General features: G+C 64.2%; 14 protein-coding genes and 1 tRNA gene. 6 read left to right on the top strand and 9 right to left on the bottom strand.

The window, feature by feature from the left end; translation table 11 throughout:
- Positions 1-17: 17 nt before the first annotated feature.
- Positions 18-896: a PAC2 family protein gene (locus tag ACIQXM_RS06435; protein WP_400929224.1), complete on the top strand. Its 879-nt coding sequence runs from the start codon at positions 18-20 to the stop codon at positions 894-896.
- Positions 897-906: 10 nt separating this feature from the next.
- Here ACIQXM_RS06435 and mshC read toward each other — a convergent pair whose 3' ends face one another.
- The 3 genes from mshC to ACIQXM_RS06420 form a co-directional block, all read right to left on the bottom strand.
- Complete coding sequence (gene mshC / locus ACIQXM_RS06430; RefSeq protein ID WP_400929222.1) at positions 907-2,184, bottom strand: cysteine--1-D-myo-inosityl 2-amino-2-deoxy-alpha-D-glucopyranoside ligase; 1,278 nt, start codon at positions 2,182-2,184, stop codon at positions 907-909.
- 23 nt (positions 2,185-2,207) lie between these two features.
- Complete coding sequence (locus tag ACIQXM_RS06425; RefSeq protein WP_400929219.1) at positions 2,208-3,032, bottom strand: undecaprenyl-diphosphate phosphatase; 825 nt, start codon at positions 3,030-3,032, stop codon at positions 2,208-2,210.
- Between the two features lie 78 nt (positions 3,033-3,110).
- Complete coding sequence (locus ACIQXM_RS06420; protein ID WP_400929217.1) at positions 3,111-3,392, bottom strand: hypothetical protein; 282 nt, start codon at positions 3,390-3,392, stop codon at positions 3,111-3,113.
- Positions 3,393-3,433: 41 nt separating this feature from the next.
- Between ACIQXM_RS06420 and ACIQXM_RS06415 the strand changes: the two genes are divergently transcribed.
- Positions 3,434-3,667: a DUF5703 family protein gene (locus ACIQXM_RS06415; protein ID WP_400929214.1), complete on the top strand. Its 234-nt coding sequence runs from the start codon at positions 3,434-3,436 to the stop codon at positions 3,665-3,667.
- 24 nt (positions 3,668-3,691) lie between these two features.
- Here the strand turns inward: ACIQXM_RS06415 and ACIQXM_RS06410 are convergent, their stop codons facing one another.
- Both ACIQXM_RS06410 and ACIQXM_RS06405 read right to left on the bottom strand, forming a co-directional pair.
- On the bottom strand, positions 3,692-4,846 hold the full coding sequence (locus tag ACIQXM_RS06410) for an acyl-CoA dehydrogenase family protein (RefSeq protein ID WP_400929212.1): 1,155 nt from the start codon (positions 4,844-4,846) through the stop codon (positions 3,692-3,694).
- A 35-nt stretch (positions 4,847-4,881) separates the two neighbouring features.
- Positions 4,882-6,201: a M20/M25/M40 family metallo-hydrolase gene (locus ACIQXM_RS06405; RefSeq protein ID WP_400929209.1), complete on the bottom strand. Its 1,320-nt coding sequence runs from the start codon at positions 6,199-6,201 to the stop codon at positions 4,882-4,884.
- A gap of 146 nt (positions 6,202-6,347) precedes the next feature.
- Between ACIQXM_RS06405 and ACIQXM_RS06400 the strand changes: the two genes are divergently transcribed.
- The 4 genes from ACIQXM_RS06400 to ACIQXM_RS06385 all read left to right on the top strand — a co-directional run bounded on the left by ACIQXM_RS06400 (position 6,348) and on the right by ACIQXM_RS06385 (position 9,927).
- A tRNA-Leu gene (locus tag ACIQXM_RS06400) sits at positions 6,348-6,430 on the top strand.
- A 165-nt stretch (positions 6,431-6,595) separates the two neighbouring features.
- A complete protein-coding gene (locus ACIQXM_RS06395; RefSeq protein WP_400929206.1) occupies positions 6,596-7,909 on the top strand; it encodes a hemolysin family protein in 1,314 nt (437 codons plus the stop codon).
- 167 nt (positions 7,910-8,076) lie between these two features.
- On the top strand, positions 8,077-9,483 hold the full coding sequence (locus ACIQXM_RS06390; protein ID WP_400929203.1) for an APC family permease: 1,407 nt from the start codon (positions 8,077-8,079) through the stop codon (positions 9,481-9,483).
- Between the two features lie 39 nt (positions 9,484-9,522).
- The gene (locus ACIQXM_RS06385; protein WP_400929201.1) at positions 9,523-9,927 is read left to right on the top strand and encodes a universal stress protein; all 405 of its coding nucleotides are present in this window, start codon (positions 9,523-9,525) and stop codon (positions 9,925-9,927) included.
- Positions 9,928-10,037: 110 nt separating this feature from the next.
- On the opposite strand, the gene mmsB is transcribed toward ACIQXM_RS06385, so the two are convergent.
- From mmsB to ACIQXM_RS06365, 4 genes are all read right to left on the bottom strand, one after another.
- Positions 10,038-11,219, bottom strand: a complete 1,182-nt coding sequence (gene mmsB, locus ACIQXM_RS06380) for a multiple monosaccharide ABC transporter permease (RefSeq protein ID WP_400929545.1) — start codon at positions 11,217-11,219, stop codon at positions 10,038-10,040.
- A 59-nt stretch (positions 11,220-11,278) separates the two neighbouring features.
- On the bottom strand, positions 11,279-12,820 hold the full coding sequence (gene mmsA / locus ACIQXM_RS06375; protein ID WP_400929542.1) for a multiple monosaccharide ABC transporter ATP-binding protein: 1,542 nt from the start codon (positions 12,818-12,820) through the stop codon (positions 11,279-11,281).
- A gap of 98 nt (positions 12,821-12,918) precedes the next feature.
- Positions 12,919-14,046, bottom strand: a complete 1,128-nt coding sequence (gene chvE / locus ACIQXM_RS06370; protein WP_400929198.1) for a multiple monosaccharide ABC transporter substrate-binding protein — start codon at positions 14,044-14,046, stop codon at positions 12,919-12,921.
- Positions 14,047-14,231: 185 nt separating this feature from the next.
- Positions 14,232-15,452 carry a kynureninase gene (locus tag ACIQXM_RS06365; RefSeq protein ID WP_400929196.1) on the bottom strand — a complete coding sequence of 407 codons (1,221 nt, stop codon included), beginning with the start codon at positions 15,450-15,452 and terminating at the stop codon, positions 14,232-14,234.
- Positions 15,453-15,458: the final 6 nt, after the last annotated feature.

Below are 15,458 nucleotides of genomic sequence, written 5' to 3'. Positions count from 1 at the left end.
GGACATAGGGTGAGGATGTGAGCGATTCCGACGAAACCCCGCCCGTGGGCCTCCAGGATTATTTTGGCGGCTCAACGGAGCGCACAACTGTCATGCTGGCGGCCTTTGAAGGCTGGAACGACGCCGGTGAGGCGGCCAGCGATGCCGTCAAATTCCTGGATCTGTTCTGGGAAAGCGAAAAAATCGCCAGCCTCAACGCCGACGAGTATTACGATTTCCAGTTCACCCGGCCCGTCATTGAGCGGCTGGCCACGGGGGAAAAAAGGATCAAGTGGCCCACCACCCGGATCTCCCGGGCGGAGGTCCCCAACAGCAACTTGGACGTGATCTTCGTGTCCGGAGTGGAACCGTCCTATAAGTGGCGCGCCTACACCGCGGAGCTGATTGCTCTGGCCAAGGAGCTGGACGTGGATTGCATTGTCCTGGCCGGGGCCCTGCTTGCGGATGTTCCGCACACCCGCCCCATTCCCGTGACGGTTACCTGTGAGGACAGCGACCTGCGGGAGGAACTGAGGGTGGAGTCCTCAACCTATGAGGGGCCGATCGGGATTGTGGGAGTGCTGGCCGAGATGGCCAGCCTGGCCGACATTCCTTCGGTCTCCCTGTGGGCAGCCGTGCCGCACTATGTGGGCCACTCCCCCTCGCCCAAGGCGCAGTTGTCCCTGCTCCACCGGATTGAGGAGCTGCTGCAGGCTCCGCTGGACACCGCGCTGCTCACTGATGAAGCCGATGCGTGGGAGCGCGGCGTCGATGAGCTGGCCACGGAAGATCCGGAGATCGCAGCCTATGTGCGCCAGCTTGAAGAAGCCAAGGACACAGCGGAGCTGCCCGAGGCCAGCGGCGAATCAATTGCCCGTGAGTTTGAGCGTTACTTGAAACGCCGCCGGCGCGACTAGAGCCTCGCGGCTAGAGCCTGATGCCCAGCAGGGCATCCAGTGCAGCTGCAGCCAGGTCGCCGCCGTCGGCGTCTTCGCCCCGCTGTTCAGCAGCTGAGAGCGCCCAGGCATCTGCTGCGGCCAGGGCGGCCGGTGCGTCGAGGTCATTGGCCAGGGCCGTCCGGGCGGCAGCGAGCAGCTGCTCGGCCTGCGCCCGGCTGGTCAGGGGAAGTGCCCGGCGCCAGCGCGCGAGACGCTCTTCGGCGGCGGTCAGCTGCTCGGCGGTCCAGAACCAGTCGGTGCGGTAGTGGTGGCTGAGCAGGACGGCGCGGACGGCTGCGGGATCAGTGCCCCGGCTGCGGAGTTCGGACACCAGGACAAGGTTGCCCAGCGACTTGCTCATCTTCTCGCCGTCCAGGCCCACCATGCCGGCGTGTGCATAGTGCCGTGCCAGCGGGCTTCCGGAGCAGGCGTAGGCGTGTCCGGCGCTCATTTCGTGGTGCGGGAAGACGAGGTCGGAACCACCGGCCTGCACGGTGAAGGGTGCGGGCAGGAAGCGCTGGGCAATCACTGAACATTCGATATGCCATCCCGGGCGGCCTGCCCCCAGCGAGGCGCCGTCCCAAAAAGGCTCGCCGGCGCGCTGCACGCGCCACAGCAGCGGGTCCAGGGCGTTGCGCTTGCCGGGGCGCCGGGGGTCGCCGCCACGTTCGGCGAAGACGGGAAGCATCTGGTCGGCGGTTAGGCCGGAGACGCTGCCCAGGCGCCAGGCGTGGGGGTCTTCCGGGTCCAGCCGGTAGGCGGCATCCACGGAGAAGTAGACGTCGCCGTCGGGCTCTGCTCCCTCGCCGGGGACGCGGTACGCCAGCCCGCGGCGCAGCAGGTCCTCCACCACGGGAACAATCCATTCGATGGCTTCCACGGCACCGACGTAGTTGTCCGGGGCGAGGACGTTGAGGGCTTCCATGTCATCGCGGAACAGCTGGGTCTGCTCCAGGGCCAGGGCCCGCCAGTCCAGTCCCCGGGCGTTGGCGCGTTCCAGCAGCGGGTCGTCGATGTCCGTCACATTCTGCACGTAGCGAACAGTGTTGCCGGAGTCCCGCCACTGACGGTTCAGCAGGTCAAAGGCCACGTAGGTGGCCGCGTGCCCCATGTGGGTGGCGTCGTATGGGGTGATGCCGCAGACGTAGAGGCTCGCCTCCCCGCCGGGGCGAACCGGAACGGTGCTCTGCAGCGCCGTGTCGAAGAGGACCAGTTCCGGAGATTCTCCGGGCAGGACGGGCAGGGGGGAGTTTTTCCACGCAATCACAGGTTCAACTCTACTTTCCGTTCCTAGGCTTCCAGCACGCCCATGCCCAGCAGCACGTAAATCACGACGCCGAGAAGGATGCGGTACCAAACAAACAGGCTGTAGCTGCGGCTGGAGACGTAACGCAGGAACCATCCGATGATGATGAATCCCACAATAAAGGCGACCAGGGTGGCGCCGGCGGTTTCCAGGCCGCCGTAAACCATCGGCTCATCCAGCGACTTCACCAGCTGGAACAGGCCGCTGCCGAAGACGGCAGGGATGGCCAGCAGGAAGGCGTAGCGGGCCGCGGCCTCGCGGGTGTACCCCATGAACAGGCCGGCGGTGATTGTTCCGCCGGAGCGGCTGACACCGGGGATCAGCGCCAGCGCCTGGGCGAAGCCGTACAGGATGCCGTGTTTGTAGGTGAGCTGGTCCAGGCTGCGCTGCTGTTTGCCGATCCTGTCTGCAACAGCGAGGATGATGCCGAAGACGATCAGCATGGTCGCCACAATCCAGAGGCTGCGCAGCGTGCTCTCAATCTGGTCCTGGAAGAGCAGGCCGAGAATGACGATCGGCAGGGTGCCGATAATGATCAGCCAGCCCATGCGGGCATCAGGATCATTGCGCGGAATCCGGCCGGCCAGGGACGCAAACCACGCCTTGATGATTCGGACTATGTCCTTCCAGAAATAGACGGCCACAGCCGTTTCGGTGCCGAGCTGCGTTATGGCAGTAAAGGCCGCTCCCGGGTCCTGGGCACCGGGCAGCAGCTCACCGACAATACGCAGATGGGCGCTGGAGGAGATAGGGAGAAATTCGGTCAGACCCTGAATAAGGCCGAGGAAAAGTGCTTCAAACCAATTCACAAGGAAATACTCTAGGCCACGGGCCAAGACTCATCGTGCACCGCCGCAGGGGCGGAGGCAGGGAATCAGCGTTTGCCGCTACTGCCCGGGCTGCACTTCGGAGGAGCGCTCCCCTGCACCCTGTGCCGGCCCCTCGAACCCGTCGTCGAACTCGTCGTCGTCCTCGTAGATTTCCAGCGGCGTGACTTCGCCGTAGGCGTCGTACAGGACCTCTTCATAGACCTCAAAGGCGTCCGCGACGGCCAGATAGGCCGCTTCCACCGCCGGATCCTTATCCCCGCGGCGTTGCGCCGCTGCCGTCAGGTGCTCTTCGAGCGCAGCCATCAGGGATTGGAGCGCCACATGCGGATCTATGCTCATGCCCTAGACGTTAGCGGTAAAGTGAGCAAAATTGGAGGGACATGCGCGAACAAATTCTTCGGCCGGGCATACGTCGGCCAGACGATAACACCCGGGACTACGAGTACCTGGTGGTGTCCGTGAACCCCGGAGATCCGGTCGCCGAGGCCCGCAGGATCATCAGGGAACATGCTGAATACGGAAAGTGGGAGCTGCACCGCAGCCGCCTCTACCGCGGCGGCGCCCGGCGTTTCTGGCTGCGCAGGCGGATCATGCGGGTGCACCGCACCGTCTAGCCGGGCGGACCCCGCCGGCCCGGCCTAGCCGTCCGTCACCGGCCCCAGCCACGCGTTGGCCACAGAAGCGTGCACCGAGTCTTCGCTGGAGGGATGGAACATTCCGGCAAGGACATCGCGGTAGAGGCGTTCCAGCTCCGCACCGCGTGAGTAGCTCCTGCCCCCGGCCACGCGGACCGCAGTTTCCACCACTGAACGCGCGGTTTCAGTGGCCCGGTACTTCAGCGAGGACAGGCGGGGGAACCACAGGTTTCCGTGGTCGGCGCCCTCTTCCAGATCACGGGCCATAGCTTCGAGCTGGGGATGGATCCCGTCCATCCGGATAGCCGCGTCCGCCACCTTCCACCGGGTGTGGGGATCCTGCGCCCCGCCGCTGCCGGCCGCCGTCGTCCGCTGCTGCGCCGCCTCCACGGCGAGTTCGACGGCGCGGTCCCCAATTCCGGTGTACACGGCCGAGAGCAGGGTTTCGAAGAGTGCGAAGATGCCGAACACAAAGGCATCGCCGTGCGGCCCCACCGGAGTGCTGCGGACCAGCTGGCCGGCCTCGAGGACCGCATGGTCCAGGACGGTGGTGCAGGACTGGCTGGCCCGCATGCCCATGGTGTTCCAGTCATCGCTGACAGTGATACCCGCGGTTCCGCGCGGAGCGAAGCCAAAGATCAGGCGCGGCTCCTCCGGAGCGGAGTCGTCGCGGCCGAAGATCCCCAGCCTGGTCCACGCCGGGGAGAGGCTGGTGAAGATTTTGGTCCCGGTGAAAGCGTACGAGCCGTTCCCCAGCGGCTGCGCCGTGGTGTTGGAATCGAAGAGGACGGCGGAATTGCCGGGCTCGGAAATTCCGAAGGCATACAGCTCGCCCCCGGCTGCGTCGTCGAGGATGAAATCCAGGCTGTGGTCACCGCGCAGCGCCAGCAGGTGAGCCACCCCGCACCACACCTGGTGCATGTTGATGGCCAGAGCGGTGGCCGGCGCGGCGGTGGCCAGCAGGCGCTGGCTCCGGACCACCTGCGGGATGGTAAATCCGGCCCCGCCCGCATCCGCCGGGGTGAACAGCGCCAGGTAACCGGCACTGCGCAGGTCCTCAAGGTCTTCGGCAAAGAACCTGTTGTCCCGGTCGTAGCCGGCCGCCCGGCTGCGCAGGCGCTCCAGCAGGGCGGGGGTCAGGACATCGGAAACATTCATGCGGGGTGCCTTTCCGGGCTCGGGAGGTTGGTGGCTCAGTAACCGGTCAGCAGCCTGGAGAGGACCCGGGTTCCGAACTTCAGGGAATCCACCGGCACCCGCTCATCCACACCGTGGAACATGCCGGTGAAGTCCAGGTCCTCGGGAAGCCGCAGCGGTGCAAAGCCGTATCCGGTGATGCCCAGGCGGCTCAGGGACTTGTTGTCAGTGCCGCCGGAGAGCGTGTAGGGCAGGACCGGAGCACCGGGGTCCTCGGCCTGCAGCGCGCCGACCATGGAATCCACCAGGTTGCCCTTGAAGGGAACCTCCAGGGACACGTCCTTGTGCTCGTAGCTGACATCGATGCTCGGCCCGGCCAGCTTCTGGATCATGGCCAGCACCTGCTCTTCCTGCCCCGGAAGGGTCCGGACGTCAATCAGCGCCTCGGCGGTGCCGGGGATGACGTTGTGCTTGTAGCCGGCCTTGAGCAACGAAGGATTGGAGGTGTTCTGCAGCGTGGCGCCCACAAAACGGGCCACCGTCCCCAGTTCCGCCAGCAGCCGCTCGGGGTTCTGCGGATCAAACTCCACACCGGTGAGCTCCGTGACGCCGTCCAGGAAGGCCCGGGTGGTGTCGGTGAGTTCAATGGGCCACGGGTGTTCGCCGATGGTGGCGACGGCGCGGGCAAGCCGGGTGACGGCGTTGTCGGTATTGATCTGCGAGCCGTGGCCGGCGCGGCCGTGGGCCACGAGACGCAGCCAGGAGATGCCCTTTTCAGCGGTCTGCAGCAGGTACGTGCGTTGTCCTCCGATGGTGGCGGAGAAGCCGCCCACCTCCGAGATCGCCTCCGTGGCGCCGTCGAACAGCTCACGGCGGTTCTCCACCGCCCAGCTTGCACCGTACTCGCCGCCTGCCTCCTCATCGGCAAAGAAGGCAAAAATGAGGTCGCGGCGGGGTTTGGCGCCCGAGCGGGCCATGTCCCGCATGACCGACAGGATCATGGCGTCCATGTCCTTCATGTCCACGGCGCCGCGACCCCAAATCAGGCCGTCGCGTTCTTCTCCGCTGAACGGATCAACGGACCAGTCCTGCTTCTGGGCAGGGACCACGTCCAAATGGCCGTGGACCACGAGTGCGGGCAGGGAGGAATCGCTGCCTTCCATCCGGGTCACCACCGACGCGCGGCCCGGGGCGGACTCGAAGAGGTCCGCCTGCAGGCCGGCTTCCTCGATCAGTCCTGCCGTGTACTCCGCGGCAGCCCGCTCCCCCGGACCGGAGCCGTCCCCGAAGTTGGAGGTGTCAAAGCGGATGAGCTCCTGGCAGATCCGGGTGACTTCATCTTCGGCAGTTACCGTGCGGGCAGTGGAATCCGACATGTTTCTCCTTCGAAGTTATTGCTGACAGCCTAGCCACCGGAGGGCTGACCAGCGCCGATTTACGGTTGCAGCCAAAACCGTGTTAGAGTTTTTCCCGTTGCTTCCGCAGCTTTTGAACGACTGAAGAGCTTGCGGCAAACACCCAAGCGCGGGTGGCGGAATGGCAGACGCGCTAGCTTGAGGTGCTAGTCCTCTAACGAGGGTGGGGGTTCAAGTCCCCCTCCGCGCACAATGAAACCCCGGAATCCATTGGATTCCGGGGTTTTTTGTTGTCCCGGTCGCCGCCGCGGAAGCGAAGGAAATATGTGACCTTGCTTACAGTAAATTCGGCCGCCTCCTTCTCGCGGCCTTCCCCTCTCTGTCAGAGCAGGCGCTGCGCCGGTACCCTCGGCCTATGGACGGCGGAACGCTCTTTAATGTGTTGCTTGTCGTGTTCTTTGTTTTGCTGGGCGGAGTGTTTGCCGGGACGGAAATGGCCCTGGTTTCACTGCGGGAGAGCCAGATCAGCTCCATCGAGGCGTCCGGCACCGGCGGAGCGAAGATTGCGGCCCTGGCCAGGAACCCCAACCTGTTCCTTTCGTCCATTCAAATAGGAGTGACGCTTTCAGGGTTTTTCTCCGCCGCGTACGGCGCCTCCGCCCTGGCACCGGCAGTGGCTCCCCTGCTGCGCGGCCTCGGTCTGTCCCCAGCCGCCGCTGATGCCACGGCGTTTATCTTCCTGACCCTTGCCGTGGCTTACCTTTCCCTTGTCCTGGGTGAGTTGGTGCCCAAGCGGCTGGCCATGCAGAACGCCGAACGCTTCACCCGCCTCCTCGCGCCGTCGCTGAATGCCTTCGCCGTCGTCATGCGGCCGGTGATCAAACTGCTGTCCGCCTCCACGGATGCCGTGGTGCGGCTGCTGGGCGGAGACCCGTCGGTCAAAACGCCGCCGGTGACTTCCCAGGAGCTCTGGGACATGGTCGCGGCCAGCCCGGTCCTGGCCGAAGACAGCCGCCGGATCCTTTCCGACGTTTTCGGTGCGGGCAGCCGCCTGCTGCAGGAAGTAATGCGCCCACGGCCGGAGGTGCAGTTCCTTAGCGCGGACCTGACCGTGGCACAGGCCCGGACAGCAGTGCACCTGCTTCCGTACTCCCGGTATCCGGTGATCGGAGACTCCCCCGACGACGTCGTCGGTTTTGTCCATGTCCGGGACCTGCTGCGGGAGCGGAATGACGACGGCGGCCGTGGCGGACGGGCACGGACCCTCGGCGACATTGCCCGCCCCATTCTCTTTCTGCCGGGCACGGCCGCGGTGGTTCCCTCGCTGTCCCGCATGCGCCGGGACGGCAGCCACATTGCGGTGGTTGCCGATGAATACGGCGGAACGGACGGCATAGTCACGTTGGAGGACCTGGTGGAGGAACTTGTCGGAGAGATTTATGACGAGTACGACACCGCGAGGGACCCCGAAGACCGGCACCGCCGCGTAAGCGGAGACCTGGTGGTTGACGGGGCGCTGATCCTGCAGGAGTTTGCGCGGTTGACCGGTACTGCCCTTCCGGAAGGACAATACGAAACGGTGGGCGGATACATTATGGAAAGACTGGGCCGGATTGCCCGGCCCGGTGATATTGTCCAGGCTCCAGGCTGCCGGCTGGAAGTACTCACCGTGCAGCGCCGCCGCATTGTTTCGGTACGGGTAATACGCGGAACCGGGGAACCGCACTGAGCCGGCCCAAGGCAGCGGCGGCATTCGCAGGACCGTCAAAGCCACAGATCCCGTACCATTGATTTGCCGTTGGGCAGAGAAGACAATACCGGGCACGGAGCGGAACCCTTGTTCACGGAACCCGGACCATGCCGCCTTTGTGGATACCAGAAAGCAGGAAAGCCGCCATGAGCGAGACGAAGACCAGCTCGGAAGAGCCAGAACTCAAGCGGGTGATGGGGACCAAGCTCCTGTTGCTTTTCATTGTCGGCGACATTCTGGGAACCGGTGTCTATGCCCTTACCGGTCAGGTGGCCGGCGAGATTGGCGGCGCCGCCTGGGCACCCATCCTCCTGGCGTTCGTCGTCGCCACCATCACCGCACTGTCCTACCTGGAACTCGTCACGAAGTTCCCTCAGGCCGCGGGCGCCGCGCTTTATGCCCACAAAGCCTTTGGAATCCACTTCGTCACCTTCCTCGTGACCTTTGCCGTGCTGTGCTCGGGCATCACGTCCGCGTCGACGGCTGCCAAGTTCCTCGCCGAGAACTTCATTGTTGGGTTTAACCTGGAATGGGGCCAGACCGGGGTTACCTGGGTGGCTGTGATCTTCATGCTCATCCTGGCTGTGATCAATTTGCGCGGGGTCGGGGAAAGCATCAAGTTCAACGTGGTGCTGACGATTATCGAACTCACCGGTCTTTTGATCGTTATCCTGATCGGCTTTTGGGCCATGGGCCAGGGAAACGTTGATTTCTCCCGCGTCATGGTCTTCGAGACCGAGGGCAATAAGAGCATCTTCCTCGCACTGACCGCAACCACGTCCCTGGCGTTCTTTTCCATGGTCGGTTTTGAGGACTCGGTCAATATGGCGGAGGAAACCCGGGATCCCGCGAAGATTTTCCCCAAGGTAATGCTGACCGGGCTGAGCATCACCCTGCTCGTGTACCTGCTGGTTTCCATCGCCGCCGTGGCAATCGTCCCGGTGGGCCAGCTCTCCGCAAGCGCAACCCCACTGCTGGAAGTTGTCCGCGCCGGCGCTCCCAACCTCCCCGTGGATGTCATCTACCCGTTCCTGTCAATCTTTGCCGTGGCCAACACGGCGCTCATCAACATGCTGATGGCGAGCCGCCTGCTCTACGGCATGGCCAAGCAGGATGTGCTCCCCCGCTCCCTGTCCAAGGTGCTTCCCGGCCGCCGCACCCCGTGGGCCTCCATCCTGTTCACCACCGTGATTGCACTGGGACTGATTACGCTCGTCACCAACTTCATGGGCAAGGAAACCGTCACGGCGCTTGGCGGCACCACTGCCCTGCTGCTGCTGGCTGTGTTTACCGTGGTGAACATAGCCTGCCTGGTCCTGCGCCGTACTCCGCACAAGGGCAAGTACTTCCGGTCACCCGGATTCCTTCCCTACGTTGGCGTGTTCAGCTGTGCTTTCCTCCTGGGACCCTGGGCGCAGGACCCGATCGAATACCAGATTGCCGGCCTGCTCCTGGTCCTCGGCCTGCTGCTGTGGGCCCTGACCTGGTTCTGGAACCGCGCCGTCCGCGCCAAGCGGACCCGGTTCTCGGATGCCGAAGAGCTCCGGGGCTAACCCCTTCCTCCCGTTTCCCTTTCCCATGTCAGGAGCATCATGAGCATCGTCGTTGGTTTTCTGCCCACTCCGGAGGGCAGCGCCGCCCTGGCGGCCGCACGCCGGGAGGCAGCCGTACTGTCCACTTCACTGGTCATCGTCAATGTGGCCTCCACGCACCACGGGCTGCACCACCAGGAGCAGGAGGAAGCAAACAACGCCGCCCTGCAGGCTCTCGAAATGGAGCTGCAGGCGTCCGGTACCGATTACCGGCTGGTCCACCCGGAGGGCGATTATGATCCCGCAGAAGAAATCCTTGCCGCCTCGCAGGACCCCCGGGTCCAGCTGATTGTCCTCGGGCTGCGCCGCCGCACCCCCGTGGGCAAAATGCTGCTGGGCAGCACAGCGCAGCGGGTGCTGCTGCAGGCTGACTGCCCGGTCCTGGCCGTAAAGGCCAACTCCTAGTTTTCGTCGCCCCGCGCGGATCAAGCTCCGCCGGGAACTCCTTCGCATATGACTGTGGCCGGCACCCGAAGCATCGGGTGCCGGCCACAGTCATGTCAGGGGTGCAGCGCTTACGTAATGGAAGTGGATCCGCGGCGCTTGTTGAAGACGTCAAAGGCGACGGCAGCCAAAAGCACCATGCCCTTGATGAGCTGCTGGTACTCGGTGCCAACACCCATGATGGACATGCCGTTGTTCAGGATGCCGATGATCAGGCCACCGATGATGGCGCCGGTGACACGGCCGATACCGCCGGTGACAGCCGCACCGCCGATGAAGACGGCGGCGATGGCATCCAGCTCGAACCCTTCGCCCGCCTTGGGGCTGGCAAGGTTCAGCTGGGCAGTGAAGACCAGGCCGGCCAGTGCGGCGAGAACACCCATGTTGATGAACACGGTGAACGTGGTCCGCTTGGTGTTGATGCCGGAGAGCTCCGCTGCGTGCAGGTTGCCACCCATCGCATAGATGTGGCGGCCCCAGACGCTGCGGTTCATGACGGCCGAGTAGCCCACCGTCAGCAGCCCCAGGATGACCAGCACAATGGGCATGCCGCGGTAGCTGGCCAGCAGGTAGGTGATGTACAGAACCAGTGCAGCGGTCAGGACCAGCTTGACGGCAAACCAGGGCATCGGCTCATCAACCAGCTGGTGGCGTCGGCGGATCATCCGCTGGCGGATGCCCGAGCCCACCAGTGCGGCGGCCGAGAGCACCCCGATGATGACTGTCAGCGGTTCCAGGAAGCTTGTTCCGCCGCCCAGGTCGGGCAGGAACCCGCTGCCCAGGTCCCGGAACTGCTCCGGGAACGGGGAGATCTGCTTGTTCTGCAGGACAATCTGCGTCAGGCCGCGGAAGGTGAGCATGCCGGCCAGCGTCACGATGAACGCCGGGATGCCGAAGTACGCGACCCAGAAGCCCTGCCAGGCCCCCACAATGGCGCCGAGCACCAGGCACAGGACGGCTGCCAGCCACCAGGGCAGGCCCCACTGGGTAATCATCACGCCCGCAGCGGCTCCGGTGAAAGCGACCACCGAGCCCACGGAGAGGTCAATGTGGCCGGCGATAATGACGAGCACCATGCCCACGGCGAGGATCAGGATGTAGCTGTTCTGGATGATCAGGTTGGAGACGTTGATCGGGGCCAGGGTGATCCCGTGGGTGGTGATCTGGAAGAAGATGATGATCGCGATGAGCGCGATAAACAGCCCCACCTGGCGAAGCTGCCCGGTCAGGTAGTTCAGGGCCGAGCCCAGCATCCCTTGCGGGCGGTTCGGCGCGGGAGCGCCCGTGGACGATCCCTGGTCGGTGAGAGTGCTCATTGGCTTTCCTTGTCTGTCGCGGAGGCAGGAGTCCTGGCATCGCGGGTCATGTACTGCATCAGGTATTCGGCGCTCGCCATTTCACGCGGGACATCGGCAGTGATGCGTCCCTCCGCGAGGGTGTAGATGCGGTCGCAGATTCCGAGCAGTTCGGGCAGCTCCGAGGAAATGACGATGACCGCCTTGCCCTGGTCTGCCAGCTCGTTGATGATCGTATAAATTTCGTACTTGGCGCCTACATCGATGCCGCGGGTGGGCTCATCGAGGATCAGGACGTCCGGATTGGTGTGGATCCATTTGGAGAGCACCACCTTTTGCTGGTTTCCGCCCGAGAGCTTCCCGGTCAGCGCGGTTACCGAAGGTGCCTTGATGTTCATGCTGGTGCGGTACTTCTCAGCGGTGATGTGCTCCCGGTAGGGATCCACCCAGCCGCGGACGGACAGCTTGCCGAGCCCGGACATCGAGATATTGCGCTTGATGTCCTCAATCAGGTTCAGTCCGTACCGCTTGCGGTCTTCCGTGGCGTAGGCCAATCCGTGCTGGATGGCCTGGCCTACGTTGTTCATGGTGACTTCGCGGCCGTTTTTGTACACGCGCCCGCTGATGTCGTGGCCGTAGCTGCGGCCGAAAACGCTCATGGCCAGCTCGGTGCGCCCGGCGCCCATCAGCCCGGCGATGCCAACGATTTCCCCGGCCCGGACGTAGAGGTTTGCCTCCGAGACGACCCGGCGGGAGCGGTCCAGCGGGTGGTGCACGGTCCAGTCCTCGATCCGCAGGACCTCCTCGCCGATCACGGAGGTGTGCTCGGGGTACCTGCTGTCCAGGTCCCGGCCAACCATGCCGCGAATGATGCGCTCTTCGGACACCTCGTCGGCGTGCATGTCGAGTGTTTCGATGGTGCGGCCGTCACGGATGATCGTGACGGCGTCTGCGATGGCCTTAATCTCGTTGAGCTTGTGGCTGATGATGATGCAGGTGATTCCGTCCCGGCGCAGGTCCTTGATCAGGCCCAGCAGGTGCTCGGAGTCCTCGTCGTTCAACGCCGCGGTGGGCTCATCCAGGATCAGGAGCTTCACGCGCTTGGAGAGCGCCTTGGCAATCTCCACCAGCTGCTGCTTGCCCACTCCGATGTCCTGGATACGGGTTGCAGGGTTCTCGGGAAGACCTACCCGTTCCAGGAGCTTGGCGGCTTCCAGATTGGTGCGGTGCCAGTCGATGAAACCGCCCTTGGACTGTTCGTTGCCAAGGTAGATGTTTTCCGCGATGGACAGGTAAGGACTCAGCGCAAGTTCCTGGTGAATGATCACCACGCCGGCGGATTCGGAATCCTTGATGTCCCGGTATTCCTGCAGTTCACCCTCCAGCAGGATTTCGCCTTCATAGCTTCCTGCGGGGTAGACCCCGGAGAGGACCTTCATCAGCGTTGATTTGCCGGCACCGTTTTCGCCGCAGATGGCATGCACATGCCCCTGCTGGACGTCCAGGGAGACATCCTGAAGCGCCTTGACCCCGGGGAACGTCTTGGTGATTCCCCGCATGGAAAGAATATTTTCGTTCACGTTCGTGTCCTTACCGGCGGTGTGTCCCGGGGCAGCAGCACTGGCTGCCGCCCCGGAACACACCGCGGTGGTCGGAGTTACTTCAGGTCTGCGGCTTCGTAGTAGCCGCTTTCAACGAGGACTTCCTCGTAGTTGTCCTTGGTGACCACTACCGGATCCAGCAGGTAGGTCGGAACAATCTTGACCTTGTTGTCGTAGGTCTCCGTGTCGTTGACCTCCGGATCCTTGTCATTGAGGATGTCATCGACCATGGACACGGCGCGCTCGCCGAGCTTGCGGGTGTCCTTGAAGATGGTGGAGTACTGCTGGTTTCCCATAATCGACTTCACCGAAGCTTCTTCAGCGTCCTGGCCGGTGATGACGGGCAGGGCATCGGCCGCGTAGCCGGATCCGGTCAGGGCCGAGATGATGCCCAGCGAGATGCCGTCGTACGGGGAGAGCACGCCGTCAATCTTTTCGCCGCCGGAGTAGGTGCTGGCGATGAGGTCCTGCATGCGCTTCTGGGCGGTGGCCGGATCCCAGCGCAGGGTTGCAATCTGCGTGAAGCCGGTCTGGCCGCTCTTGACCACCAGGGTGCCCTTGTCGATGTACGGCTTCAGGGTGTCCATGGCGCCGTCGTAGAAGAAGTTGGCGTTGTTGTCATCCGGGCTGCCGGCGAACAGTTCAATGTTCTTCGGCTCTGCAGCTCCGGTGTCCTTGCCCTCGGCATCGAGGATTCCCAGGCCGGTCAGCAGCGAGGTGGCCTGCTGAACGCCCACGGTGTAATTGTCGAACGTGGTGTAGTAATCCACGTTCTCGTTGCCCGTGATCAGGCGGTCGTAGGCAATGACCTCGATGCCGGCGGCTGCTGCGTTGTCCAGCTGGTCGCTCAGGGCGGTGCCGTCGATGGCAGCAACCACCAGGACCTTGGCGCCCTTGGTGATCATGTTGGAAACCTGCTGCACCTGGGTGGGGATGTCGTCGTCGGCGTATTCAAGCGTCGTTTCGTAGCCGAGGTCTTCGAGCGAGGCCTTGATGGCGTCGCCGTCCTTGATCCAGCGTTCGGAAGTCTTGGTGGGCATGGCGATGCCCACGAGGGAACCGGCATTGTCGCCGGAATCCTCGGCACCGGCATCAGCGCCGCCACGGCCGGAACCGCCGCAGCCTGCTACTGAGACGGCGAGGATTCCTGCCGTCAGGCTGAGGAGGAGTTTACGGTTTTTCACGAGGGAGCCCTTTCGATGGACGTCTCTGTCTAACGGGGAGTTGCCGGATCTTCGAAGCGGCAATAGCTTCTCTGCGCGGACCCATCTGGCCGAATGAGAAGTGGATCACAAATCTGTGTGAGCGCTAACATTATGGCTCCCGGCGGGGCACCATTGTCAATTTGGGTCCCCGGGGGGCGAAAAATCTAGCTTCGGAGCTGCGTCAGGATGGCGTCGATTCCCCTGAACGTTTCTTCAAACGACGTGGACAGCGGCGAAAGGCCAAGCCGGATTCCCGAGGGATTGCGGTAGTCCGGAATGATGCCCTGCTCCCACAGGGCCGCCGTGACCGCCCTGAAGGACGGGTGGTCAATGGTGATGTGGCTGCCGCGCCGGGCCGGGTCCCGCGGAGAGGCGACGACGACGCCGTACGGTGCCAGCAGGGCATCCGCGGCGGTGAGCGCGTACTCCGTCAAAGCCACCGATTTTGTCCGCACGGCGTCGATTCCCGCCTCGGCGATCAGGCTGATCATGTCCTGCATGGGCAGCATGCCCAGCACCGGAGGTGTGCCGGAGACCACCCGGCGGATGCCGGGGGCCGGGCTGTAGCCCTGTGCCATGCCAAACGGGTCCGCGCTGCCGAGCCAGCCCTGGATGGGCTGGGCGAAATCCTGTTGGTGCCGGGATGCCACGTAGGCCCATGCCGGAGCGCCCGGACCGCCGTTGAGGTACTTGTAGCTGCAGCCCACGGCATAGTCCACGTTCCAGGCATCCAGCTGTGCGGGGACGGCCCCCGCCGAATGGCACAGATCCCACAGGACCAGCCCGCCGGCGGCGTGGACCACCCTTGTGACGGCTTCCGCGTCCGCAAGATACCCCGACCGGTAAGCGACGTGGCTGAAGACCGCCAGGGCCGTCTGCGGCCCCACGGCGTCGGCTACCGCCTCTGCCGTGACGCCGCCGTCGTACTGCGCGGGAACCCAGCGCAGGGTGAGCCCGCATTCCCGCGCGATGCCCTCCATGACATACCGGTCCGTGGGGAAGTTGTCCGCGTCCAGGACAATCTCCGTGCGTTCCGGCCGCGCGGCAACAGCGGCGCGGGCGAGCTTGTAGAGCAGGACGGTGGTGGAGTCAGCGACTATGCACTGGCCTGCCGCGGCGCCCAGTGCCGCGGCACCCAGCGCATCGCCGATGCGCTGGGGCAGTTCCAGCCAGGATTCGTCCCAGCCGCGGATGAGGCGGCTGCCCCACTGCTCCCGGACAAATTCCTGGAGGTGTTCCGCAGTGGCCCGCAGCGGCCGCCCCAGCGAGTTGCCGTCCAGATAGGACAACACGCCCTCGGCTTCCAGGAAAAGGTCCTGGAAGTCAGCCAGCGGATCCGCCGCATCCAGGTCCTTGGCGGCAACGAGCAGCTCCGGTTCAGTCATGAGGGC

The organism is Arthrobacter sp. NPDC097144, from assembly GCF_044762205.1.
Lineage (GTDB): Bacteria > Actinomycetota > Actinomycetes > Actinomycetales > Micrococcaceae > Arthrobacter_B.
The sequence above is the reverse complement of the archived record's forward strand: the minus strand, read 5'-3'. Positions and strand labels throughout refer to the sequence as shown.

Bases quoted from the DNA above. Each gene is read 5' to 3' on its own strand.
- ACIQXM_RS06420 (WP_400929217.1), bottom strand. From the start codon at position 3,392: ATGAGCATAGATCCGCATGTGGCGCTCCAATCCCTGATGGCTGCGCTC.
- ACIQXM_RS06415 (WP_400929214.1), top strand. From the start codon at position 3,434: ATGCGCGAACAAATTCTTCGGCCGGGCATACGTCGGCCAGACGATAAC.
- ACIQXM_RS06410 (WP_400929212.1), bottom strand. From the start codon at position 4,846: ATGAATGTTTCCGATGTCCTGACCCCCGCCCTGCTGGAGCGCCTGCGC.
- ACIQXM_RS06405 (WP_400929209.1), bottom strand. From the start codon at position 6,201: ATGTCGGATTCCACTGCCCGCACGGTAACTGCCGAAGATGAAGTCACC.
- ACIQXM_RS06395 (WP_400929206.1), top strand. From the start codon at position 6,596: ATGGACGGCGGAACGCTCTTTAATGTGTTGCTTGTCGTGTTCTTTGTT.
- ACIQXM_RS06390 (WP_400929203.1), top strand. From the start codon at position 8,077: ATGAGCGAGACGAAGACCAGCTCGGAAGAGCCAGAACTCAAGCGGGTG.
- ACIQXM_RS06385 (WP_400929201.1), top strand. From the start codon at position 9,523: ATGAGCATCGTCGTTGGTTTTCTGCCCACTCCGGAGGGCAGCGCCGCC.
- mmsB (WP_400929545.1), bottom strand. From the start codon at position 11,219: ATGCTGGGCTCGGCCCTGAACTACCTGACCGGGCAGCTTCGCCAGGTG.
- mmsA (WP_400929542.1), bottom strand. From the start codon at position 12,820: ATGCGGGGAATCACCAAGACGTTCCCCGGGGTCAAGGCGCTTCAGGAT.
- ACIQXM_RS06365 (WP_400929196.1), bottom strand. From the start codon at position 15,452: ATGACTGAACCGGAGCTGCTCGTTGCCGCCAAGGACCTGGATGCGGCG.